22 protein-coding genes are annotated in these 22,088 nt (G+C 66.7%); 12 read left to right on the top strand and 10 right to left on the bottom strand.

Annotated elements, in window-relative coordinates:
* Positions 1-34: 34 nt before the first annotated feature.
* On the bottom strand, positions 35-430 hold the full coding sequence (locus ASD86_RS25950; protein ID WP_162253661.1) for an Imm8 family immunity protein: 396 nt from the start codon (positions 428-430) through the stop codon (positions 35-37).
* Between the two features lie 441 nt (positions 431-871).
* Between ASD86_RS25950 and ASD86_RS12725 the strand changes: the two genes are divergently transcribed.
* The 4 genes from ASD86_RS12725 to ASD86_RS12710 all read left to right on the top strand — a co-directional run bounded on the left by ASD86_RS12725 (position 872) and on the right by ASD86_RS12710 (position 4,390).
* The gene (locus ASD86_RS12725) at positions 872-1,873 is read left to right on the top strand and encodes an acyl-CoA desaturase (RefSeq protein ID WP_082578313.1); all 1,002 of its coding nucleotides are present in this window, start codon (positions 872-874) and stop codon (positions 1,871-1,873) included.
* Positions 1,874-1,875: 2 nt separating this feature from the next.
* The gene (locus tag ASD86_RS12720; RefSeq protein ID WP_056110973.1) at positions 1,876-2,928 is read left to right on the top strand and encodes an SRPBCC family protein; all 1,053 of its coding nucleotides are present in this window, start codon (positions 1,876-1,878) and stop codon (positions 2,926-2,928) included.
* Positions 2,929-3,119: 191 nt separating this feature from the next.
* Positions 3,120-3,671 (top strand): sigma-70 family RNA polymerase sigma factor, encoded by a 552-nt coding sequence (locus tag ASD86_RS12715; protein WP_082578312.1) that lies wholly within the window; start codon positions 3,120-3,122, stop codon positions 3,669-3,671.
* A 44-nt stretch (positions 3,672-3,715) separates the two neighbouring features.
* The gene (locus ASD86_RS12710) at positions 3,716-4,390 is read left to right on the top strand and encodes a serine/threonine protein kinase (protein WP_157476572.1); all 675 of its coding nucleotides are present in this window, start codon (positions 3,716-3,718) and stop codon (positions 4,388-4,390) included.
* Between the two features lie 75 nt (positions 4,391-4,465).
* Here the strand turns inward: ASD86_RS12710 and ASD86_RS12705 are convergent, their stop codons facing one another.
* The gene (locus ASD86_RS12705) at positions 4,466-4,780 is read right to left on the bottom strand and encodes a metalloregulator ArsR/SmtB family transcription factor (RefSeq protein WP_056110968.1); all 315 of its coding nucleotides are present in this window, start codon (positions 4,778-4,780) and stop codon (positions 4,466-4,468) included.
* A gap of 317 nt (positions 4,781-5,097) precedes the next feature.
* Positions 5,098-6,135: a fatty acid desaturase gene (locus ASD86_RS12700; RefSeq protein WP_200957250.1), complete on the bottom strand. Its 1,038-nt coding sequence runs from the start codon at positions 6,133-6,135 to the stop codon at positions 5,098-5,100.
* Between the two features lie 231 nt (positions 6,136-6,366).
* On the opposite strand from ASD86_RS12700, the gene ASD86_RS12695 reads away from it, so the two are divergent.
* A complete protein-coding gene (locus tag ASD86_RS12695) occupies positions 6,367-6,660 on the top strand; it encodes a GIY-YIG nuclease family protein (RefSeq protein WP_056112641.1) in 294 nt (97 codons plus the stop codon).
* 3 nt (positions 6,661-6,663) lie between these two features.
* Here the strand turns inward: ASD86_RS12695 and ASD86_RS12690 are convergent, their stop codons facing one another.
* Positions 6,664-7,053, bottom strand: a complete 390-nt coding sequence (locus ASD86_RS12690; RefSeq protein ID WP_056110966.1) for an MAPEG family protein — start codon at positions 7,051-7,053, stop codon at positions 6,664-6,666.
* Between the two features lie 253 nt (positions 7,054-7,306).
* Entirely contained in the window at positions 7,307-8,299 is a 993-nt protein-coding gene (locus ASD86_RS12685; protein ID WP_056110963.1) for a zinc-dependent alcohol dehydrogenase family protein, read from the bottom strand.
* 161 nt (positions 8,300-8,460) lie between these two features.
* On the opposite strand from ASD86_RS12685, the gene ASD86_RS12680 reads away from it, so the two are divergent.
* Complete coding sequence (locus ASD86_RS12680; RefSeq protein WP_056110961.1) at positions 8,461-8,685, top strand: RNA-binding S4 domain-containing protein; 225 nt, start codon at positions 8,461-8,463, stop codon at positions 8,683-8,685.
* 27 nt (positions 8,686-8,712) lie between these two features.
* Positions 8,713-10,245 (top strand): hypothetical protein, encoded by a 1,533-nt coding sequence (locus ASD86_RS12675; protein WP_056110955.1) that lies wholly within the window; start codon positions 8,713-8,715, stop codon positions 10,243-10,245.
* A gap of 173 nt (positions 10,246-10,418) precedes the next feature.
* Here ASD86_RS12675 and ASD86_RS12670 read toward each other — a convergent pair whose 3' ends face one another.
* Together ASD86_RS12670 and ASD86_RS12665 are read right to left on the bottom strand one after the other, a co-directional pair.
* On the bottom strand, positions 10,419-11,447 hold the full coding sequence (locus ASD86_RS12670) for a hypothetical protein (RefSeq protein ID WP_157476570.1): 1,029 nt from the start codon (positions 11,445-11,447) through the stop codon (positions 10,419-10,421).
* A 72-nt stretch (positions 11,448-11,519) separates the two neighbouring features.
* Entirely contained in the window at positions 11,520-12,554 is a 1,035-nt protein-coding gene (locus tag ASD86_RS12665; RefSeq protein WP_056110951.1) for a hypothetical protein, read from the bottom strand.
* Positions 12,555-13,024: 470 nt separating this feature from the next.
* Here ASD86_RS12665 and ASD86_RS12660 point away from each other — a divergent pair, with 470 nt between their 5' ends.
* The 4 genes from ASD86_RS12660 to ASD86_RS12645 all read left to right on the top strand — a co-directional run bounded on the left by ASD86_RS12660 (position 13,025) and on the right by ASD86_RS12645 (position 18,002).
* Positions 13,025-14,080, top strand: coding sequence for a bifunctional nicotinamide-nucleotide adenylyltransferase/Nudix hydroxylase (locus ASD86_RS12660; RefSeq protein ID WP_056110949.1), 1,056 nt, complete (start codon positions 13,025-13,027; stop codon positions 14,078-14,080).
* Positions 14,081-14,155: 75 nt separating this feature from the next.
* Positions 14,156-15,580 carry a nicotinate phosphoribosyltransferase gene (locus ASD86_RS12655; protein ID WP_056110948.1) on the top strand — a complete coding sequence of 475 codons (1,425 nt, stop codon included), beginning with the start codon at positions 14,156-14,158 and terminating at the stop codon, positions 15,578-15,580.
* Positions 15,581-15,838: 258 nt separating this feature from the next.
* The gene (locus ASD86_RS12650) at positions 15,839-16,936 is read left to right on the top strand and encodes a hypothetical protein (RefSeq protein WP_157476743.1); all 1,098 of its coding nucleotides are present in this window, start codon (positions 15,839-15,841) and stop codon (positions 16,934-16,936) included.
* On the top strand, positions 16,923-18,002 hold the full coding sequence (locus ASD86_RS12645) for a DNA methyltransferase (protein ID WP_056110943.1): 1,080 nt from the start codon (positions 16,923-16,925) through the stop codon (positions 18,000-18,002). Before ASD86_RS12650 ends, ASD86_RS12645 begins: the two co-directional genes overlap by 14 nt.
* Positions 18,003-18,023: 21 nt before the next feature.
* Here the strand turns inward: ASD86_RS12645 and ASD86_RS12640 are convergent, their stop codons facing one another.
* The 3 genes from ASD86_RS12640 to ASD86_RS12630 form a co-directional block, all read right to left on the bottom strand.
* Positions 18,024-18,740, bottom strand: coding sequence for a glycoside hydrolase family 75 protein (locus ASD86_RS12640; RefSeq protein WP_157476568.1), 717 nt, complete (start codon positions 18,738-18,740; stop codon positions 18,024-18,026).
* Positions 18,741-19,065: 325 nt separating this feature from the next.
* On the bottom strand, positions 19,066-19,626 hold the full coding sequence (locus ASD86_RS12635; RefSeq protein ID WP_056110940.1) for a GNAT family N-acetyltransferase: 561 nt from the start codon (positions 19,624-19,626) through the stop codon (positions 19,066-19,068).
* 193 nt (positions 19,627-19,819) lie between these two features.
* Positions 19,820-20,836: an NAD(P)-dependent alcohol dehydrogenase gene (locus ASD86_RS12630; RefSeq protein WP_056110938.1), complete on the bottom strand. Its 1,017-nt coding sequence runs from the start codon at positions 20,834-20,836 to the stop codon at positions 19,820-19,822.
* A gap of 159 nt (positions 20,837-20,995) precedes the next feature.
* On the opposite strand from ASD86_RS12630, the gene ASD86_RS12625 reads away from it, so the two are divergent.
* Positions 20,996-21,934, top strand: coding sequence for a LysR family transcriptional regulator (locus ASD86_RS12625; protein WP_056110937.1), 939 nt, complete (start codon positions 20,996-20,998; stop codon positions 21,932-21,934).
* The last annotated feature ends 154 nt before the right edge of the window (positions 21,935-22,088 follow it).

The following is a 22,088-nucleotide window of genomic DNA, read 5'->3' as shown; positions in this document are numbered from 1 at the left end:
GCTCAGTTCGCGACGCCTGGCGATCCCGGCGCCGCTATCGGTATTCGACGCCTTCGTATTCCCAGAAGAATTTCGTGCGCAGGCAGTCGAGCGATTCGGCCCACGTCGATCGCTCGCACGACGCCACCCGCTGCAGCAGCGCGGCATGCACGCAGGTCCACTCATACGGGTCGACGACGAGCAGCGCGTCGATGTCGAGGGTCTTCCCGCGTTTTCGCATCGATGTGTACGCTTCCAGCGCCTTGCCTTGATGGTGCCCCCTCACGCCCTGCGGCGTCGCCACCAGCAGTTGAAACACGTGCCCGCCGGATACGCCGACCTCGCCGATCTCCAGCTCTACCGTCAGGTAGACATCCGCGGGAGACGCGGGGCGCCATGCGGGCAGGTCGTCGATATCCAGGGACCTGAGGTCGAGGACTTCGAGATTCACTTTCACTCCTGCCTCCGCATCCATATGAACATCACGATCGTCACGGCCATGCCATGACGCCATGAAATCGTGAAATCGTGAAATCGTGAAATCGTGAAATCCTAACGGCTCTTGCCGCGTCGTCGCTTGCTTGCGGCGTCATCGCCCGATCGCGCCGCCTTTTCAGGCCGGCACGAAGCGCGAGGTCTCAGTGACAGGGCCTTCAGGCCCGACGCCTTTCGATCCGAGCACCGCGCAACCACCCGTCACCAGCGAAGTCTCCAGCGCTCGCGCGGCAACCGCTCGTCGGCCCGCGCTTGACGCCTCCCGCCATCCAGGCAAATCATTTAGCAAATTAGTTAATTGCTGAATACATAAGGCGATGCCGGTCCGCGCACCCGACCGCTCGCGGAGGTCGCGCCTGTATCGCGCGCGCAGCTACAGTTCCACCATGGAGAGGTCATGAACGCATTGCCCGCAAGTCTGCAATCGCATCGCGTCCAGGCGCAGACCGAAGTCGCCGCGTCGATCCGCGGCGTCAGCGACGGCCGCGTGGTCTGGGAACCGGTGCGCTCGTTGTGGTTTTCGACCATGGCCATCGCCGCGGTGGTCGGCGGCATCGCGACGTTCACGTGGGCGGCGTTCGCGCTGTTCGTGGTGTCCACCGCGACGGTGCTGCTGCTCGGCCATTCGCTGGGCATGCACCGCAAGCTGATCCACGACAGTTTCGCCTGCCCGAAATGGATGGAATACCTGCTGGTCTACTGCGGCGTGCAGGTCGGCCTGGCCGGGCCGATCAGGCTGGTGCGCACTCACGACCTGCGCGATTACGCCCAACGTTTGCCCGACTGCCACGATTACCTCGCTCATCGCCGCCGCTTCCACGTCGATGCGTGGTGGCAGTTGCATTGCGAATTGCGTCTGGCGCAGCCACCGCGGATCGAGATCGAAGCGCGCATCGCCGACGACCGTTTTTACCGCTTTCTGCAGCGCACCTGGATGTTGCAGCACCTGCCGTGGGCACTCGCGTTCTATGCGATCGGCGGCTGGGGCTGGGTGTTCTGGGGCGTGTGCGCACGGGTTACCGCGGGCGTGTTCGGACATTGGCTGGTCGGTTATTTCGCCCACAACCACGGTGGCATGCACCATGAAGTGCGCGGCGCCGCGGTGCAGGGCCGCAATGTGCGGTTCGTGTCGCTGCTGACCATGGGCGAATGCTGGCATAACAACCACCATGCGTTTCCCGGCTCGGCGCGGTTGGGCCTGTATGCCGGCGAATGGGACCCGGGCTGGTGGTTCCTGCGCGGCTGCGAGCGGCTGGGGCTGGTGCGCGATCTGCGCCTGCCCGAGGACCTGCCGCCGCGCGAGGAACTGCATCGCCTGGATCCAGCGCCCAACCCATTGCCCGCTGCATCGCCGATGCCCGGCCGCGCGAAACCTGTTGCCTTGATCAACCGAGCCTGACCATGACTGCCGAACCGCCCGATCTGCCCGAACTGCCGCAGTCTCCACCACCGCTCGAACAAGCCGCCGCACCGCCGCGTCGCGATCCGAGCGTGTGGCTGCTGGTGCATGCCTCGCCGCTGTTCGGCGGCGCCTTGATCGGGCTGCTGCTGCGCCTGGCCTTCAACGGCCAACCCGGCCATGCGTTCGCGACCATGCTGTGGATCTTCATCGTGCTCGCGCCGTTCGCGATCGGCGCGGTCACGGTGTATCTGGCCGAACGGATCAAACCGCGCAGCACCACATATCACTTCTTCATGCCGGTGCTCAGCGTCTCGCTGTGCGTGCTCGGCAGCATGCTGCTGTTGCTGGAAGGCGCGATCTGCGTGGTCATGGTGATGCCGATCTTCGCGGTGATGGGCGGCCTCGGCGGCGTGGTCATGGGCGCGATCTGCCGCCGGCTCGAGCGCTCGAAAACCCCGACGGTCTACAGCTTCGTCGCCCTGCCGCTGGTGCTGGGAATGCTCGGCGTCGGCCAGGACACCCCGCAACGCTTCGAACACGTCGAACGCCGCGTGCTGATCCAGGCCGCGCCCGCGGAGGTGTGGAAGGTGCTGCTCGACGCCGACCATATCCAGGCCAGCGAAGTCGATCGCGCCTGGATGTACCGCATCGGCGTGCCCACGCCGCTGGCCGGTCTCACCCACGAAACCGAGAACGGGCTGGTGCGCGAGGTGCGCATGGGCAAGGGCATCCACTTCCAGCAGGTGTCGGCCGACTGGAAGCCGCGGCAGTACGTGCGCTGGCAATACCTGTTCGAAGACGATTCGGTCCCGGCCGGCGCGCTCGACGATCACGTCCGCATCGGCGGCCCCTACTTCGACCTGCTCGACACCCGCTACACCCTGACCCCGCGCGGCGCCGCCACTGAACTAACCATCCGCATGGACTACCGGGTCAGCACCGGCTTCAACTGGTACACGGTGCCGCTGGCGAACTGGCTGATCGGCGATTTCAGCGAGGTCATCCTCGACTTCTACCGCCGCCGCGCCGAGCCCGCCGCGGCGCCGGCCTGATTCGATCCAGTCTGATTCGATCCGGCCTGATTCGATCCATCCGACACGGCCCGATCTGATTCGACCTGACCTGACCAGACCGAATCGGACCGGCCCCACCCGCCCCGCCCTCACCCCGCGCTCCGCCGCGGGTGTGATGATTCCCGCCGTCGTGCGAATCACTGTGCATACGGCAACGGGAACGGCAGGCGATGGACCATAGCGGCGTCAAATCCAGACAGGGCGACAACGCCGGCAACCCGCCGGGCGAGGCCGCGCGGCAGCGCTTCGAAGCGCTGCTGCAGGCCCATCGCGGCATCGTCTACAAGGTCGCCAACACCTACTGCCGCAACGACGAGGACCGCGCCGACCTGGCCCAGGAAATCGCGGTGCAGCTGTGGCGCGCGTTCCCGAGTTTCGATCCGCAGCGCAGCTTCTCGACCTGGATGTACCGGATCGCGCTGAACGTGGCGATCTCGCAGGTACGCAGCAATGTGCCGCGGCAGCAAAACGCGGTCGCGCTCGACGAGCAACTGCACGATGTGGCCGACGACCGCGCCGCCGATCCGGAGGCCGCGCAACGCCTGCGCGCGCTCGACCGGCTGATCGCCGCGCTGGAGCCGCTCAATCGCGCGCTGTTGCTGCTGTATCTGGAGGAGCGCAGCTATCGCGAGATCGGCGAAGTGCTCGGCCTGAGCGAAACCAATGTCGCGACCAAGATCGCGCGGCTCAAGCAACGCATCCGCACCGATCTGGCCGACTGAGCCACGCCTGTTCAACCTCATTCCCACGACGGCAACACGACCTCATGAGCGCAATCACGATGGAACTCGACGACTTCAAACTGGCCTGGAAAGAACTCGATCGCAAACTCGATCGCCAATACGCGATGGACCTGCTGCGCTTTCGCGAGGAACGCGGCAAGCGGATGAAATCCGGCCTGCGCCCGCTGGTCTGGGGACAGGCGCTGCAGATGCTGTTCGGCCTGGTGTGCATCGTCTGGGGCGCGTTGTTCTGGATGCATCACCTGGACCGCGCGCATCTGGTCGTGTTCGGCGTGATCGTGCATGTCTACGGCATCGCCCTGATCGGCTGCGGCGCCGCGATGCAGGCCTTGCTGGCCAAGACCGACTACACCGCGCCGGTGATGACGATCCAGAAACGCCTGGCGAGTCTGCGCAAGACCTATATCCGCACGGGCCTGGCGGTCGGTCTGTCCTGGTGGCTGTTCTGGATGCCGTTCGTGAGCATGCTGTTCATGACTTTCTTCGGCGCCGACATCTACCTCCACGCGCCGTCGGTCTACGTCATCGGCAGCGCGATCGGAGTGGCCGGCCTGCTCGCGACCTGGGGCCTCTATCACTGGTCGCGCCAGCCCAGCCGTCCGCGCCTGGCGAAGCTGATGGAGGACAGCGTCACCGGCGTCAGCCTGCGCCGCGCCCAGGCGTTGCTCGACGAGATCGCGCAGTTCGAACGTGAGTGAGGTGGCGGGCCGGTGAGCGACGGCCGTAACGACCGCCGGCGATCAGGCCGGTTGGCGCGGAGACTTCAGCGAAACTCAGCCGGCCGCCTTCTTGGCGCGCCGGCTTTCGCGTTTGAGCGGTCCGCCGACCGGGCAGATTTCGAACGCGAACTGGGTCAGGGTGTTGACCAGATGGTCCGGGACCAGCTTGTAGACCACGAACTGGCCGCGGCGCTCGCTGCTGATCAGGCCGGCATTGACCAGCACCGACAGGTGCCGCGAGATCGCCGGCGCGCTCATCTCGAAACGCGCGGCGATGTCGCCGGCGCTGAGCTCGCGCTCGGACAGGAAGGCCAGGATCTGCCGTCGCGGCGTCGAGGCCAGGGCTTCGAAGATCTTGTCCTGCATCATGAGGGCACCGCTGCGGTCGGGGCGCGCGCCGGGGTGGCGCGGGTCCGATTATAGTGGTGCTTATTTAACTAAATTGCTAATTGTTTTGGAGGCCGGGATTCGGGATTCGGGATTCGGGATTCGGGATTCGGGAATCGGGAATCGGGAATCGGAAGAGCCTAGCCGTGGCGGCTGGCGGATCGTCGGGACCTCGGGAGCCGCTTTTGCGATTCCCTATTCCCTATTCCCGATTCCCGGCCTTCGGGGCCCTCACCCCTGCCCTCTCCCGCATGGCGGGAGAGGGGGAAATGGTCAAGCGCTGTGCGCTTGCACTTGTTTCAGGCGCTGGGCGCCTGGGCGTGCTTCAGGCGCTTCGGGAAGCCGACCATGCGCTGCAATTCCTCGTCCCACAGCTTCATGCGCGCGCACTTCAGGCTCGACCACAGGGTCAGGCGCGGCGCGGCCTGCAGCAGCGGGCTGGATTCGAACGCTTCGCGCAGGCGGTAGTTGGGGATGCGGCTGGCCAGATGGTGGATGTGGTGGTAGCCGATGTTGCCGGTGAACCAATGCACGATGCCCGGCAGGTCGTAGTAGGAGCTGCCGGCGATCGCCGCCTCGTGCGAATCCCACTCGCCCTTGCGGGTCCAGTAGGCGTCTTCGAAGGTGTGCTGCACGTAGAACAGCCACACGCCGGCGGCGCCGGCCAGCAGCACGATCGGCAGATGCACCATGAACACCGTGTGCCAGCCGATCGCGAAGCCCATCGCGATGATGGTCAGCGCCAGCGCGAGGTTGTTGAACAGCACGCTCGCCCACTCGCGCTTCCAGGTGAACGGAAGGTCGAACGGGAAGCGGTGCTTGATCACGAACTGATAGACCGGGCCGACGCCGAGCAGCACCGGGATGCTGCGGTACAGGCGGTAGCTCAAACGGCCCAGCCACGAACGCGCGCGGTATTCGGCGACGGTCAGGGTCTCGATGTCGCCCATCTCGCGGCGGTCGAGGTTGCCGGAGGTACCGTGGTGGATGGCGTGGGTCTTCTTCCAGTACCCGTACGGGAACAGAGTGACCAGGCCCAGGCAGCGCCCGACCATGTCGTTGGCGCGGCTGCTGGCGAAGAACGAGCCATGCCCGCAGTCGTGCTGAATGATGAAGGTGCGCACGTACAGGCCGGCGGTCGGAATCGCCATCAGCAAGGTCCAGCCGTAGCCCCAATGGCCGACCACGCTCCAGGCCATCAGCACCCACATCGCCGCGAACGGCACCAGGGTGTTGATCAGTTGCCACACCGCCCGTCCCGTTTGAGGCTTGGCGAAACGCGCGCAAAGCTGACGCAGGTTGGTTACGGAAGGTTGCGAATCGGCGTCAGCGTTCAAGCGGGAACTCCAGTCAGGACATCGCATTGTGGTGAGCGCACGAAGACCTGGCAATGACATGCGCGTGCGTATGGATGTGATCGAGACCGGTCTTTCGGGAAATACCTACCAAAGCAGTAGTCAATGGCGGCGGTGGCGGCACCGGACCTGACGGTCAGCGCGGCCGGTTTGGCGGGTTCCCCGAGCGTTCCCACACTACGCCTTGCGCCCGCGGGCCGCTAGGCTATGGGCATGTCCGCTTGGTATGTCTACGTCATCGAATGCCGCGACGGCAGCCTGTACACCGGCATCGCGCTGGATGTAGAGCGCCGCTACGCCCAGCATCTGGCCGGCAAGGGCGCGCGCTACACGCGTTCGCGGCCACCGTCGCGACTGTTGGCGCGGTTCATGTATCCGGACCGTTCGTCGGCGCTGCGCGCGGAATATGCGATCAAGCAACTGTCGCCGACGGCCAAACGCCGGCTGTGCGCGCAAGCCGGCACCGACATCCCGGCCGAAGCCGCCGTCGAAGCCGCCTCGGGCTGAGCCTCAGAACAATGCCCATAGCAGCTTGAGCAGGCCCCACAGCGCCACCGCCCACACCGCCGAACGCAGGTAGGGGATGCCGGCGGCATACACCGGCACGTAGACCAGCCGCGCCCAGAAGTACAACTGCGCGCCGAGCGCGGTGTCGTCGTTGCCGCGGCCGGCGACGGCGACCGCCAGCACCGCGGCGGCGAACAGCGGAAAGGTTTCGAGGAAATTGCGCCAGGCGCGGTCCATGCGCGCGGCCACGCCGGTCAAGGGTTCGACCGCGCCGTCGCGCGCGCTCGCGTTCCAGCGCACGCCGCGCTGCGCGGTCATGAAGCTCGCATTGACCAGCAAGTGCACGATGCCCAGTGCGATTGACCAGGCCAGCATCTGCAGTTCGGTGCTCATGCGTGTGTCTCCTTGAAGATGCGGTGCGTGGTGGCGAGGCGGCAAGAGCGAGCGATGCTACGAGATCCAGGTGAGCGTGGCTCGCGTCCTGACGCTCTCGGCTCGGGTCGCTGGATGGTCTGCAGTGTGATCGTACGTCGATCGAAAAGCCTCGCCCACGAAAACCTCAGCGCGATCACGCGCACAACCGATCCCATCGCGGGTCGTACCGACGACCGATACCCTCGGCCGCGGGCACCGCACGCTCGATCCCTCACACCGGTCCGTTCGGCAGAATCAGAATCTTGCCGTCGCGCTCGCCGGCCGCCGCGGCCGCGACCGCTTCCTTGATCTGATCTAGTCCGTAGGTCGTCTGCACCCGCGCCTGCAACTGCCCGCTGGCGACGCGCTGGGCGATCTCGCCGAACACTTCCGCGCGTCGCGCCGGGCTCGCCTGCTGAAACCAGCGCGACAGCCAGAACCCGCGCAGGCTCACGTCGCGGAACACGAACGAGGCCGGCGAAATCGAACATGCTTCGCCGCTCATCGCACCGTAGTTGACCACGATGCCGCCCTCGCCCAGCGACTGCGCGATGTGCTGGGTCGACACCCCGCCGACCGCATCGATGCCGAGCTTGATCGGCGCCTTGTCCGCCGCTTCGCGCGCGCGCTTGCCCAAGTCGTCGCCGTCAACCAGCACCACGTCGGCGCCGGCCGCGCGCACCGCCTCGACCGCCGACTCGCGCCGCACCACGTTGATCGTGCGCAGCCCGCGCGACTTGGCGATCTGGATCAGATAGGTGCCGACCGCCGAATTGGCCGCGTTCTGAATCACCCAGTCGCCCGGCTGCAGGTCGACGAACTCGCTGAGCATCAGCAGCGCGGTCGGCGGATTGACCGTGATCATCGCCAGTTGCTTGGGATCGGCGCCGTCGGGCAAGGCGATCAGGTGCTTGGCGGTGCCGACCATGTGCGTGGCCCAACTGCCGCCCTGGATCGGCAGCAGCACGGTCTGGCCGACCTTGAGCTGGGTCACCTCCGGCCCGAGCTCGGCGATCCGGCCAACGCCCTCGTTGCCGCCGACCGCCGGCAACGGCGGCAGCAAGCCGTATTCGCCGGTCAGGGTCAGCACGTCGGACGGATTGATCGGCGCGGCCAGCACTTCGATCAGCACCTGGCCCGCGCTCAGCGGCGGGGTCTGAAACTCCACCGCCTCGATGACGTCCTGCGGCACCGGACCGCGCTGGGTGTATTGGGCTTTCTTCATTGCGTCACTCCAAACCGGACGGGAACAAGGGACCGCGCGCGCGACCGACGACCGGCCGCGGCGCGCCTGCATACGCGAGAGTACGCCGGACCCGGTGCAAACGTCTTGCGCGCAAGTCTCAGCGCTGCGACCCTGCTTGGCCCTTCATCGTCGATGGCCTCATGCAACCGATCCGCTTCGAACTCGACCCCGGCCACGACTACGTAGAGCTCAACCAGCTGCTGAAACTGACCGGCCTGTGCGACAGCGGCGGCGCCGGCAAGGCGATCGTCGCCAGCGGCGCGGTCCGGGTCGACGGCCAAGTGGAACTGCGCAAGACCTGCAAGATCCGGGTCGGGCAGACGGTGCAGCTCCAGGGCGTGACCATCGAGGTGGTCGCGGCCTGAGGGCCCCTTAGCCAAAGGAGCGAGGCTATGTTGTTCGGTCCGCCTAAACCGCCCGCGCTGTTGCCGGCCGGCTGGCGCCATTTACTCGCGACGGCACTCCTGCCGGGGCAACGCCCGGGCGAATTCGCCGTGGCCTTCGATCGCGCGATCGCCGATCTGTTCGCACTCGACGATCGCAGTCTGGCGCAACTGGACAACCAGCTCCGCGCCAGATTCTTCTATTCGCCCGCGCATACCCCCGACAACCGGGTCCGCATCGAATCCCTGCGCGACACGCCCGAGCAGGCGCAAGCGTGCTTGTTCGTCTCGGCCTGCGACCGCAGCGGCTACGTACGCGAGCAGGCGCTGCGCGATTTCGCTGCCTACCCCGGTCGGCTGGCGCTGAGCGCGGCCTTGATCCGCTGCGACGATTGGGTCGACCCTGTCCGCCGCGAAGCCGAACGTTTATTGGGCCGATTGCTGTTGCAGGACGACAGCGTCCTGTTCGAAAGCCTGGATGTGGCCTTGCGCTTGCGCATGCGAGCGCGTTTCCGCGACGGCGTGTGGACGAAGCGCATCGAACCGAGCCTGCGTTCGCCGCGGCATGCACAGGCGCGCTGGGCGATGACCGCGCACCCCTCGCCGCTGGTCCGCGAATGGGCCTATGCCGCCATTGCCGACTGCGATCCGCAGCTCCGCGACGACGCCTGCCTGGCGGCGCTGAACGACCCGCACCCGCGCATCGCACTGCAGGCGCTCCGCAGTCTGAGCGAAAGCAACCGCGCGACCGACCGCGCTGCCCATCTCGCCCGCGCCACCACCTTTGCCCACGCGGCGGTGCGCACCGAAGCGCTGCGCCAGGTGCAGCGCTTCGGCCTGCCGAACGCGCGAGAACAATTGCGCAGCGCCCTGCTGGACCGCTCCGCCGGCCCGCGCCGGGTCGCGGCCTATCTGTTGAAGACCCACTACGGCGAAGACGCGGCCGAACACTGGCGCCAGGTCGCGGCCGGCGCGGACAGCCACGAGGCACGCGCCGCGCTCGCCTCGTTGAGCGATTGCGCGCAACTCGAAGACATCGACCTGCTCAAGCGCTGGTTCGCTCATCCGACGCCCGCGCTGCGCGGCCATGCCTTGCGCGGCCTGATCCGCGCGCAGACGCCGGATTTGCAATCGGTTCTGGCGCAGGCGACGCAAGATCGAAACTCCCGGGTGATGAAGGCTGCGCTCGCCGCATTCGCCAGCGGCGCGGCGCCAATGACGCTCGCGATCCTGCAGCGCGGCTGGGACCGTCACGACGATCCCGGCTATCGCGCGAAAATGATCGCGACCACCACCTTGATCGACAAATGGCAGGCGCTCGGCTTCCTGTTGCGAACGCTTGCCGAGAACAGCACCCCGCAGTTGCAGCCATGGATCGTCCATCACCTGCGCGACTGGAGCTATACTGTCCGCTACCGGTTCGGCGCGCGCTGCGATGGCGATACTCCGCCATTGCATGACCTATTGAACGCCGCACGGCCGCGCCTGCCGGAAGATTTGGCGGATCAGATCCTGGGGTTCATCGACGCATCCCCTCGCTGACGATGCGCGGGAGCGGTGGCGCCTTCTCGCCACACCGATCAACTTGCGCGGAGCGGATCGCCCGATTCAGATCAACGGCGCGCTGCTGCCGTACCCGCACCGACCGAATTGGACGGGTTGCCGTATCGAGGCGCAGCAGCGGTCGCAAACAAGTACTCCCTCGGATAACCAGCTCAATCGGCCCCGCCTGATTTCCGTTGCCGTTCGATCATGACCGCGGCCAGTTCGGTCTGCGCGGCAATCGGGTTGTAGAACGCGCGGCTGACCTTGGCCTTGCGCAATGCGGCCAATTCCGATCTACAGCCATGCCGGTCCAAAACGGCGACAGATTGCCGCGGACCGACCCGTTCGAGTCGCATTCGTTCGTGGCCGTCACTCGATGACGTGACGAGTTCCTCGCCAACCTGCAAGCCTTCGCGGCTGCCCATGTCCAGCGCGAATCGATAGGCGATTCGGCAATCGTCGCCCTCGCGATTCGATTGGCCGGCCCGCACGTCGAGCACCGCGACAGGTTGCGGGGCCAGGCGCAAGCCCGGCAAGGTCCCCGACGGCAGTTGCGGCAATCCCCACACCGGTTTGAACTCATCGCCTGCGCGCAACAACCCGCCGTCGCGCCTGTTCCCGGGACCTTCGGAAACAAGGTCCACACGCGGCTCTTGCCCTCGGTGAATACGTTCGACGAAGCCATGCAGCGCCGAGGGCGGCAGCAGATAACGTCGCTCACCCCAGCGAACAGGAATCAGCTCGGCGGACAAGAACCCCGACGCCGATGGCATGGCGAGCGGCGACCATTGCAGATGCACGACTGCGTTCTCGCCGACGCGAACGGGACATTCGAAATACGCCTCTGGGCCGATCACATCCGAGCCGGCCCGCATGACCGCGCCGGATCGGGGCGCGAGTGAAACCTCCAGGTAATCGAATCCGGAAGACCATCGATAGGTTCCGGCCCAGGGGTGGCGCGAGCCCAATTGGCGCAGTTCGTCTTGTATGCGCTTACCGCGTTGTCGGGCCGACGCCATGCTCGGATCGACGGGATCGCCGGAGACCGCGGCGGCGCCGAGCATCGGCTCCGGAACACGGATGCGTTGCCGACGCAGATCGTCCACCGCCGCCATCGCACCGGCGATGACGACTGTCAATGCTCCGGCAATCAAGGCGATCCGGATCGGGTTCGGTCCAGACGCAATTGCTGTATTCATCCAGTTCCCCGTCCATATCGCCGACCACTGTTCGACCGACGCGACCGCGGTCGGCCCGCGATGCCGCTGCAATCAGGCCAACGGCAAGGTCGTATCGGATCGGCACAGAGCGTCATGCAATCGCTGCACCGCCTGGGCCGCCATGACGTAATCGCGGCTGCCCAGCGCTTCGACGAAACGACACGACGCATAGCCCACCGACTTGCGCTCGTAGTCCTCGACCCAGCGTTCGCGCTCGTGAATGCGATCGGCGGCGATCGGCCAGACGCCGGCTTTGGGCATCGAGTCCGGCCTGTTCGAAGCGACGCCGGCGCGGGCTCGCGAGCGCGCCCGATCGCCGATGCGCCACGGTTTCGGGCTGACCCGCGCGCGGAAGCAATGCTGGCTACGACACAGCAGCGCGTAATACGCATCGGCGCCGATCGCTTCGAAGAACGCCACCACCGCCGGATCGTTCGGATCGAACACTTGGTGCATCGCCAGCAGGCGAAAGCCGTTCGGTGTGCGATACAGACGCAGATGCCAGTCCGGATGCGCGGCGATGAAGGCGTCGATGCGTCTGCGCGCGCGGCCTTCGGGACCCCCGTCGGCGCGATGGCGCGCGCGGCCGTGCGCCTGGGCCAGCGCGATGGCGATGCCGGTGGCGAAGATCCAGCTCAGCACGAACACTCCCAGATTGCGCGACACCACCCCCGCGATCAGCGCCGCCGCCAGCGACGAAACAAAGTAGTACTTGTTCCAGGCCGATTTCGGCTGGTCGAAATCGACGTCGGCGAACAGCACATTCGGCGAGTTGAGGCAGCGCGCGCCGTAGCTGTTGCGGGTGATGACGATATCGCCGTCGCGTTCGACGATCTGTTCGCGGATCGGTAGGCCTTCGGCGTCGTAGGGCACGCGCGGATCGCGCTTGGGCAGGCTGGTGCCGGCGAGGATCCGATCGAAGGCCTCGCGTACTCGCGCATCGGCCATCGCTTGCGCGTCGGCGAGGCTGAGATCGGACCACCCGAAGCGACGCACCGTGAGCGAACGTCGCCCGGACACGTGATCACGGCCGAACTGTTCGCTGATCCGGGCCTCCGCCCAGAATTCCGGAACGATCATCGTCATGTAGTGCCTCCCTGCCTGGTTCAGCCGATTGTATGCGTCGGGGCTGTGGCCGGGAGCGGTGGCTGCGCGAATGTTCTGCGGTGATGAGCTGCGGACATCGAGGGCGCGTCGCTGTCGGATCGTATCGCCGTCGGTGGATGGGGCGCGGTCGCGACTTACGTCGCTCCTACAGGGGGATTGCCATCGTCGTCGCGGCTGGCGACGTATGCCGCACGCAAGCCCCTGTGGGAGTGGCGCGAGCCGCGACCACTCGAAGAGGTGGGATACCACGCCACCAACCGAAGCGAAAGAACTCCGCTGCCTTTGATCCGAAGCCTGCGATGCTCAAAGCCCGCCCCGCCGCGGCTTCGGATTCAGACGCTTGCGTACGTCGCTGCGGTTGGCACTTGACGGCGCATCCCATCGGCGTAGCATTCGCCATACGCCACCGGACAGACCGATGGCGACCAACTACTCCGTGAGGGATTCTCATGGCAATCGAATTCGATTACCTGGTTTTCATTGGCCGCTTCGAGCCGTTCCACAACGGCCATGCCGCCGTCGCCCGCCACGCTCTGGCCAAGGCGTCCAAAGTCATCTTCCTGGTCGGTTCCGCCGACACCCCTCGCACCACCAAGAACCCGTTCACCGTCGCCGAGCGCGCGGTGATGATCCAGGCCGCGTTGAACGATGCCGCCGACCGGCTGATCGTGCGTCCGCTGCGCGATCACCTCTACAACGAGAGCCTGTGGATCGCCAACGTCCAGCGCGCGGTCGCCGAGGCGGTGCGCGCCGACGGCGGCGATGCCGAAGCGCGCATCGGCCTGATCGGCATGGACAAGGACGCCTCCAGCTACTACCTGCGCGAGTTTCCGCAGTGGCCGCTGGTCGACGTCAGCCACACCGCCACCCTGTCGGCCACCGAGCTGCGCCGCTTCCTGTTCGAAGCCAACCAGATCGACAGCCACGGCGGCCTGATGCTGATCCGCGCCAACGTGCCCGGGCCGGTGTTCGACATGCTCGAAGCATTCCGTAAAAGTTCGCCGGCGTTCACCCAGTTGGTCGCCGAGTATCAGTTCATCGAACAATACCGCGCGGCCTGGAGCGATGCGCCCTACCCGCCGACCTTCGTTACCACCGACGCGGTGATCGTGCATTCCGGCCACGTGCTGCTGGTGCGCCGTCGCGCTGAACCGGGCAAGGGCCTGTGGGCGCTGCCGGGCGGTTTCGTCGGCCAGCACGAAAGCCTGCTGGAAGCCTGCCTGCGCGAGCTGCGCGAGGAAACCCGGCTCAAGCTGCCGCTGCCGGTGCTCAAGGGCTCGATCAAGGGCGAGCACGTATTCGATCATCCCGAACGCAGCGCGCGCGGACGCACCATCACCCACGCCTTCCACTTCGAATTCCCCGCCGGCGAATTGCCGCCGGTGCGCGGCGGCGACGATGCCGACAAGGCGCGCTGGATCGCGGTCAGCGAGGCGCTGGAAATGGGCCCGCAACTGTTCGAAGACCATCTGCACATCCTCGAATTCTTTCTCGGCCGCGGCTAAGCGCAAACGCACCGCCCGGCCCTCCGCCGGCGGACAGACCGCCGGCTTACCCCAGACGCGAAGGAGCTTCCCGTCATGCAATGCCTCGACAACCTGCTGCTCAACACCGACAGCTATAAAGCCAGCCACTGGCTGCAATACCCGCCCGGCACCGATGCGACGTTCTTCTACGTCGAATCGCGCGGCGGCGTGCACGACCGCACCGTGTTCTTCGGCCTGCAGGCGATCCTCAAGGAATACCTGGCCAAGCCGATCACCCACGCCGACATCGACGAAGCGCGCGACCTGTTCGCCGCGCATGGCGAGCCGTTCAACGAAACCGGTTGGCGCTACATCGTCGATCGCCATGGCGGGCTGATGCCGATCCGGATCCGCGCCGTGCCCGAAGGCACGGTGGTGCCGACGCACCAGGCCTTGGTGACGATCGAATCGACCGACCCGGACGCGTATTGGGTGCCGTCGTATCTGGAAACCTTGCTGCTGCGGCTGTGGTATCCGGTGACGGTGGCGACGATCAGCTGGCATGCCAAGCAGACGATCCGCCAGTTCCTGGAACGCACCAGCGACGATCCCGAAGGCCAGTTGCCGTTCAAGCTGCACGACTTCGGCGCGCGCGGCGTGTCCAGCACCGAATCGGCGGCATTCGGCGGCGCCGCGCACCTGGTCAACTTCCTCGGCACCGACACGGTTTCGGGCCTGTTGCTGGCCAAGCGCTACTACCACGAGCCGATGGCGGGTTTCTCGATCCCGGCCGCCGAGCACAGCACCATCACCAGTTGGGGCCGCGAGCACGAGGTCGATGCGTACCGCAACATGCTGACCCAGTTCGGCAAGCCCGGCGCGATCGTCGCGGTGGTGTCCGACAGCTACGACATCTTCCACGCGATCCGCGAACACTGGGGCAAGACCTTGCGCGAGGAAGTGATCGCCTCGGGCGCGACCTTGGTGGTGCGTCCGGACTCCGGCGATCCGGTCGACGTAGTGCACCAGTGCGTGACCATGCTCGACGAAGCCTTCGGCCACACCGTCAACAGCAAGGGCTTCAAGGTGTTGAACCACGTCCGCGTGATCCAGGGCGACGGCATCAACCCGACCAGCATCCGCGCGATCCTCGAACGCATCACCAGCTACGGCTACGCCACCGACAACCTCGCCTTCGGCATGGGCGGCGCGCTGTTGCAGCGCCTGGATCGCGACACCCAGAAGTTCGCGCTCAAGTGTTCGGCGGCGCGGGTCAACGGCGAATGGATCGACGTGTACAAAGACCCGGTCACCGACAAGGGCAAGTCGAGCAAGCGCGGCCGCATGACCCTGCTGCGCCATCGCGAATACGGTCACTTCAAGACCGTGCCGGTGCCGCCGGAAGCCGCGTCGCTGGAAGAAGCGGTCAAGCCGCTGGGCTTCGACGACGCGATGGTGACGGTGTGGGAGGACGGCAGGATCGTCAACGACTGGACCTTCGCGCAGGTGCGCGAGTTGGCTAACGCTACCCGGCTTTGATCTTGATCGCGGCCCTCACCCCAACCCCTCTCCCGTTGCACGGGAGAGGGGCCAAGGGCGATGCGATCGGGAACGACGCAGTTATCGGATAGCAACGCAACCGGTTCCCTCTCCCGCTTGCGGGAGAGGGCCAGGGTGAGGGGATGAGCGTCGAAGACGCGAATGCTTCGGCTCTGTCGCCCCACCCAACCATCATCGGAAACCACCATGCAAGCCCCCATCGAAGGGCTAGCCGCCGCAGACCCGGCGACCCTGCCCCTGAGCGCAGCCTCCTCATTGTTCGAACGCCTGCGCGCGAGCACGCCGCAACTCGCGCGCCGCGCGCCGGTCGAGCACGACGCCACCCGCTGGCATCCGCACAGCGTGAGCGGCCGACGCTACCGCTTCGCCCAACCCATCACCTTCACCCCGTACGCCTCGGTGCGCGCATGCTCGGCGCGTTGTCGCTTCTGTTCGGAAACCCTGCGCCCGCTCGAAGGCGGCACGATGGCGCAGACCTTGCGTCCGGCCAACGATTATTTCGACACCCTGAAGCAGGCATTGGCGCAACTGCGCGGTCTGCCGCTGTCGTGGTCGCTGTCGGGCCTGGAATCCAGCGACGACGAAGATTGGTTCCTGCGACTGCTGCAGACCTTGCAACAAGCCGAACGCGACGGCGTCATCGCCCAGGATCGAGTGCTGTACAGCAACGGCGCCGGCTTCGCGCGCGGTCGCGGCGAGGAACTGATCGCCGCGCTGCAAGACTTCGGCCTGTCCTGGGTCGAACTGTCGCGGCATCACCCCGACCCGCTGCGCAACCAGCGCATCATGCGGTTTCGCGGCGGCGAAGCGGTCGCCGACAACGCCGCGTTCGAAGCGGTCGCGCGCGCGATCTCGGCCGCGTTGCCGCTGCGCCAGGTCTGCATCCTGCAACGCGACGGCGTCGCCGATGCGCACGGCGTCGCCGCCTACCTCGACTGGGCGAAGCAATGCGGCGCCGGCACGGTGATCTTCCGCGAGTTCTCGCGCCTGGGCGAGGGATACCGCGACAACGGCACCCGCCGTTACGTCGACAGCGAACGCGTCGCGATCGAACAGGTGCTCGGCGATTGCATGGCCGCGCACTGGTGGCCGCGCCTGCGCGCGCTGCAGATCACTGAAGGCTATTACTTCTGGAACCTGCGCCTGCGCGACGAAAGCAGCGGCCTGGAGGTGGTGTTCGAATCCTCCGACTACAGCGCGATGCATCGCCGCCACGCCAGCGGCGACATCTACAAACTGGTGTTCCATGCCGACGGCCGTCTGTGCGCCGGTTGGCAACCCGACCGCGACATTCTCTGGGACAAGACTCACGGAGCGATGCATGGACAACCGTAGTTGGTGGGTGCTGTCGCCCGATCCGCCCGAACATCGCTTGCCCGAGGATCTGCGCGGCCGCGACGGCTTCGACGGCCGCGACTGCGGCTGGGTCAACCAGATGCGCCCGTTCGTGCGCCACTTCAGCCGCCCCGGGCAGACCGTGTTCGATCCGTTCTGCGGCTTCGGCACGACCTTGCTGGCCGCGGCGCTGGAAGGTCGCGCCGGTTGCGGCGTCGAGATCGATCCCGACCGCGCCGCGCTCGCGAGCGAACGGCTGCGCCGGCACGGCGTCGATGCGCCGATCGCGATCGGCAGCCTGCCGCGGACCGCGATCCCTGGCCCAATCGACCTGTGTCTGACCAGCGTGCCCTACTTCGGTTGCCGCTGGCCGCAGACCAGCATGGACGACAGCCCGCGCAACCGCGATCAGCTGTATCTCGAACGCGACTACGCCGCTTACCTCGAACGCCTGCGCGACATCTTCTACGCGGTGCGCGCGGCCCTGCCCGAGGGCGGCTATTGCATCGCGATGGCCGAGAACCTCGTGGTCGAAGGCCGCATGCTGCCGCTGGCCTGGGACCTGGGCCGGGTGCTCGGCGCGATGTTCGTGGCGCGCGAAGAGCGCCTGCTGTGCTACGAGCGCGATGTCGCGCCGCTGCCCGCCGGCGCCAGCGCCAGCAACCGCAGCCACGAGTACGCGCTGGTGATGCAGAAGACCGCCGAAACCATCTGCCTGCGCAGCACCATCGACGAACTGCGGGCGATGCGCGAGGCCGGCTTCGCGTTCGACTTGTACGGCAGCTTCGCGCATTGGCTCGCCCACGATGGCGATCCGGACGCGCGCCGGCCCGGCGATGCGGACCTGCAATTGCCCGACGACGAAGAGCGCTTCAACGCGCTGCTGCACTGGCTGCACGAGCGCCATTACGAATTGAGCCTGTGGGGCGCACCGGTGTTACCGCCGGTGCGCATCGATCGGCTGCGCGCGCATTGGTATCTGCGCGCGCAGCGCCGCGACCGGCTCGGTCGCCTAGTGCGGCTGGACCTCAGTCTGGCGGGCCAGCCGCAGGTCGAGCGGTCGTGAGCGCACGCCGCCGCGCCGGCCTCAGGCCAGCGCTTCGGCGATCTGCTCCAACCGCGCGCTTCCACCCAACGGCTTGAGCAGCGCCGCGCAACGCGCGCGAATCGCCGCCGGCGCCATCGGCCACGCCGGGCTCAGCCGCGACCTGGGAAACACCAGGTACAAGGTCTCCCCGCTCGGCGCGCCCTTGCCGCTGGCCAGGTTCACCGTCTGCCCCGACAGATCGCTGGCCATGCGGATCGACACCTCGCCCAGCGGCTTGTCCCAGCCGATGTCGCCGACCACGCCGTAACTGCAGCGACGCGTTCGCGGGTGATAGGCCACGACGAAATCGCCGAGCTCGCCGGTGCCGTTTATCTCCAGGAACGTCGACGGCAAGGTCAGATACGGAATGCGCGCGGCGTCGACATAGGCCAGCGGATCGGTGCGCGGGCGCTCGGGATCGCTCAATGCGGTCATCGAGATGTAGTAGCCGGCGTTGCGACCGCGGCTTTGTTCCAGCGGCCGCCCGGGCCGCTTGGGATCGGCGACCAGCGCGCTGCGCCAGTCGCCATCGGGCCAGCCGCTCAGGCGGATGTTCGCCAGCCCCAGGTTTTGTGGATGATAGGCGTCGGGCGCGCCGTCCGCGGTGATCGAAATATGCGGACTCAGATAGGCATATGCCTGTTGAGTGCCAGCATCGAGTGTGTGAATCGAAGTTCCCTTAAAGTCCATCCAACGGTCAACGACCAAAATACTCACGGCACCCTCCTTGCCTGGTCGACGAACACAGCGATGTTGCCGTGTTCTGTGCGCAGGCTAACGTGCCGACGCGCCGTTTCATGTCAATCCGATGTGATTTCGCGCGAATTTATTTTCCTGTTTCGGCCGCGCTCGCGCGCGGCCCGCGACGGCTTGAGCGAGCGCACGCGCGCGTTACCGACTGATCGTGTTCGCGATCTGTCCAATTAAAATTTTCCGCGTATTTTTTACATGCATAAGGCACATAAAGCGCGCATTTTCCTGCGCGATATGGGCGCTGGCCGGATTCAATCGATCGCGCTGCACATCGATGCACCCACAACGTTCATTCATGCAGATTTAATGCGAGGATCGCATCGCCATAGGTGTTTCCACCTACTTGGAAGCGCCGTTCGCCGACCTGGCGGAAACCGTTGCGCGCATAGAAGGCCAACGCGCGCGCATTGCCGGCATAGACTCCGAGCAGCAGACGCCGCGCACCGCGCGCGCGCGATTCGGCCACGGCATGCCGCATCAGTTCGCGGCCGACGCCGCCGCCATGAAAACGCGACAACAGATAGATGCGCTTGAGCTCCAGATCGTCCGCGCTCAAGTCGTCGAGCGGCAACTTGGCCGGCGCGACCACCGCATAACCGACCGGCGCATCGCCCCGATCGGTTTCGGCCAGCCACGACGCGGTCGCCGGATCGCCGAGCCAGGCGGTGTAGACCTCGGGCGCGTGCTGCGCGCGGCAGTGCTCGACGATGTCGCGGCCGTGCAGGATGCCGGCGAAGGTTTCCAGGAACGTCGCCGCGCCGGCCAGGGCCAGCGCGCCGGCGTCGCCGGCATGGGCGCGGCGGATGTGGGTGGCGGTGAGGGCGGCGGCAACATCGGTCGAATCGCTCATGACGGGAGGCTTTCGAAAGGGCCGATCAAGATCGCACGCCCGCCGCTCGAACGCATCCGTGCCAGCGCCGCCATACCGACGCGCAATCCCATGCAACTCGTGACAGCCCCCCGTAGAAGCGGCGCGAGCCGCGACCGCGCCGCCGCATCGACGGCGCTATCCCATGCAACCCGCGCCACCTGGCCCCGTTCGCTCAGCGCCCGACCTCGATCACCACCTTGCCGAAATGCGCGCCGCTTTGCAGATGCTCATACGCCTCGCGCGCCTGATCGAAGCCGAACACCCGATCGACCACCGGCGCGATCGCGTTGACCGCGACGAAGCGCGACAGATCCTCGGCCATCGCGCGGCTGCCGACGAAGATGCCGGACAGGCGCTTGATCCCGGTGATCAGCGAGAACGGGCTGAAATCGCCACCGAAACCGCTGACACCACCGATGATCGAGATCGTCCCGCTGAGCGCGGCGGCGTCGATCGAACGCTGCAAGGTGCCCTGGCCGCCGACTTCCAGCACCGCATCCACGCCGCGTCCGTCGGTGAGACGGCGCACTTCGTCCTGCCATTCGGGCGTGGCGCGGTAATTGATCGTCGCATCGGCGCCCAGCGCCTTGGCGCGCGCGAGCTTGTCGTCGCTCGACGAGGTGATGATCGCCTGCAGCCCGGCCGCCTTGGCCAGTTGCAGACCCCAGATCGACACGCCGCCGGTGCCCAGCAGCAACACGCTCGCGCCCGGCTGCAAACGCGCGTCGACGAACAGCGCATTCCACGCGGTCACCCCGGCGCAGGTCAGGGTCGCGGCCTGTGCGTCGTCGAGGTGCGCGGGCACCGCGAACACCGAGTCTTCGAAGACCACGATTTCCTCGGCCAGCACGCCGTCGGCGACCGCGCCGAACGCGTCGCGGGTGTTGTGCGCGGTCGGCGCGCCGGCGTGCCAGTACGGGAAGAAGCTGGTCGCGACCCGGTCGCCGACCTTCCAGCGATGGGTGTCCGCGCCGACCTCGACGATTTCGCCCACCGCGTCCGAGGCCGGCACCACCGGCGTGTCCGAACTAGCCAGGTAGCTGCCGCCGGCGATCATCAGGTCGCGAAAATTCAACGACACCGCGCGGACCCGGACCCGGACCTGACCGGCGGCCAGCGCGAGCGAGGGACGTTCGAACGATTCCAGCGTGCCGATACCGGCGCCGCTGCGGATGCGATAAGCCTTCATGGGGATTCTCTGTAGACGGGGGGAGTGCGGTCGCCCGGCGGCGGATCGAATGTGTGCGTACCCGATGTGCCTGGCGACCGTGTGGCGCTACGATAGCGTCGCCCCACGCGCCCCAGTGGCTAGATTCAGGCCACACTTCGTATCCCCTGAGGAACCAATATGGCCGTCAACGACCACCTGCTCGGCATCGTCGCCTTCGTCCAGTCGGCCGAGGCCGGCAGCTTCGCGATCGCCGCCGAGCGCCTGGGCGTGACCCGCTCGGCGATCGGCAAGCGCATCGCCCGGCTCGAACAGCAGCTCGGCGCGCGCCTGTTCCATCGCAGCACCCGCCGCCAGAGCCTGACCGACGACGGCCAGGCCTATTACGAACGCTGCGTCAAAGCGCTGGCCGAACTCGACGCCGCGCAGGCCGCGCTCGACAGCGGCCGGCGCGAACCCAGCGGTCGGTTGCGGGTCAGCGCGCCGGTGCTGTTCGGCCGTCATTGCGTGGCGCCGGTGATGCTGGAACTCGCGCGCCGGCATCCGAAACTCGACATCGACCTGTCTTTCAACGATCGCGTGGTCGATCTGGTCGAAGACGGCTACGACCTGGCGATCCGCATCGGTCGCCTGCCCGACAGCGCGACCCTCGCGGCGCGCCGGCTGACCGACGAAAGCCTCGGCATCTGCGCTTCGCCCGCGTATCTGGCGCAGCGCGGACTGCCGCGCGAGGTCGACGACTTCGCCGGCCACGACGCGGTGCTGTACGGCCGCAACGGCCAGAGCGTGCCGTGGCGCCTGCGCGACGCGAACGGCCAGGTGCGCGAACCCGAAGTGCGCGCGCGTCTGCGTTTCGACGACCTGCAGGCCATCGCCGACGCCGCGATCGCCGACGCCGGTCTGGCCCTGTTGCCGTGCTGGCTGCTGAGCCAGTACGTGCGCACCGGCGAATTGCAGATGGTGATGCACGCCGACCGCGTGGTCGGCGGCCGCATCAACGCGGTGTGGCCGCACACCCACTACCTGCCGCTGCGCACGCGCGCGGCGATCGATCTGCTCGTGGAGCGGATTCCGGTGTTGGTGGGGTTGGAGGCGCAGGGGTGGCGCGAGGCGGCGTAGCGGCGTAGCGATCTACCGCTTTCCCCCCTTTGAAAAAGGGGGGGGCAGGGGGGATTTGCTTTTACCCGCACGCAACGGCGTCGCATCGGAACTGAAAGAGCAAAAGCGAATCCCCCCTGCCCCCCTTTTCCAAAGGGGGGAACAGCAACAGCGT

The sequence above is a fragment of the Lysobacter sp. Root690 genome (assembly GCF_001427785.1).
In the GTDB taxonomy this organism is placed as follows: domain Bacteria; phylum Pseudomonadota; class Gammaproteobacteria; order Xanthomonadales; family Xanthomonadaceae; genus Lysobacter.
The sequence above is the reverse complement of the archived record's forward strand: the minus strand, read 5'-3'. Positions and strand labels throughout refer to the sequence as shown.

Bases quoted from the DNA above. Each gene is read 5' to 3' on its own strand.
- ASD86_RS12725 (WP_082578313.1), top strand. From the start codon at position 872: ATGAACGCATTGCCCGCAAGTCTGCAATCGCATCGCGTCCAGGCGCAG.
- ASD86_RS12720 (WP_056110973.1), top strand. From the start codon at position 1,876: ATGACTGCCGAACCGCCCGATCTGCCCGAACTGCCGCAGTCTCCACCA.
- ASD86_RS12715 (WP_082578312.1), top strand. From the start codon at position 3,120: ATGGACCATAGCGGCGTCAAATCCAGACAGGGCGACAACGCCGGCAAC.
- ASD86_RS12710 (WP_157476572.1), top strand. From the start codon at position 3,716: ATGAGCGCAATCACGATGGAACTCGACGACTTCAAACTGGCCTGGAAA.
- ASD86_RS12705 (WP_056110968.1), bottom strand. From the start codon at position 4,780: ATGATGCAGGACAAGATCTTCGAAGCCCTGGCCTCGACGCCGCGACGG.
- ASD86_RS12695 (WP_056112641.1), top strand. From the start codon at position 6,367: ATGTCCGCTTGGTATGTCTACGTCATCGAATGCCGCGACGGCAGCCTG.
- ASD86_RS12690 (WP_056110966.1), bottom strand. From the start codon at position 7,053: ATGAGCACCGAACTGCAGATGCTGGCCTGGTCAATCGCACTGGGCATC.
- ASD86_RS12685 (WP_056110963.1), bottom strand. From the start codon at position 8,299: ATGAAGAAAGCCCAATACACCCAGCGCGGTCCGGTGCCGCAGGACGTC.
- ASD86_RS12680 (WP_056110961.1), top strand. From the start codon at position 8,461: ATGCAACCGATCCGCTTCGAACTCGACCCCGGCCACGACTACGTAGAG.
- ASD86_RS12675 (WP_056110955.1), top strand. From the start codon at position 8,713: ATGTTGTTCGGTCCGCCTAAACCGCCCGCGCTGTTGCCGGCCGGCTGG.
- ASD86_RS12670 (WP_157476570.1), bottom strand. From the start codon at position 11,447: ATGAATACAGCAATTGCGTCTGGACCGAACCCGATCCGGATCGCCTTG.
- ASD86_RS12665 (WP_056110951.1), bottom strand. From the start codon at position 12,554: ATGACGATGATCGTTCCGGAATTCTGGGCGGAGGCCCGGATCAGCGAA.
- ASD86_RS12660 (WP_056110949.1), top strand. From the start codon at position 13,025: ATGGCAATCGAATTCGATTACCTGGTTTTCATTGGCCGCTTCGAGCCG.
- ASD86_RS12655 (WP_056110948.1), top strand. From the start codon at position 14,156: ATGCAATGCCTCGACAACCTGCTGCTCAACACCGACAGCTATAAAGCC.
- ASD86_RS12645 (WP_056110943.1), top strand. From the start codon at position 16,923: ATGGACAACCGTAGTTGGTGGGTGCTGTCGCCCGATCCGCCCGAACAT.
- ASD86_RS12635 (WP_056110940.1), bottom strand. From the start codon at position 19,626: ATGAGCGATTCGACCGATGTTGCCGCCGCCCTCACCGCCACCCACATC.
- ASD86_RS12630 (WP_056110938.1), bottom strand. From the start codon at position 20,836: ATGAAGGCTTATCGCATCCGCAGCGGCGCCGGTATCGGCACGCTGGAA.
- ASD86_RS12625 (WP_056110937.1), top strand. From the start codon at position 20,996: ATGGCCGTCAACGACCACCTGCTCGGCATCGTCGCCTTCGTCCAGTCG.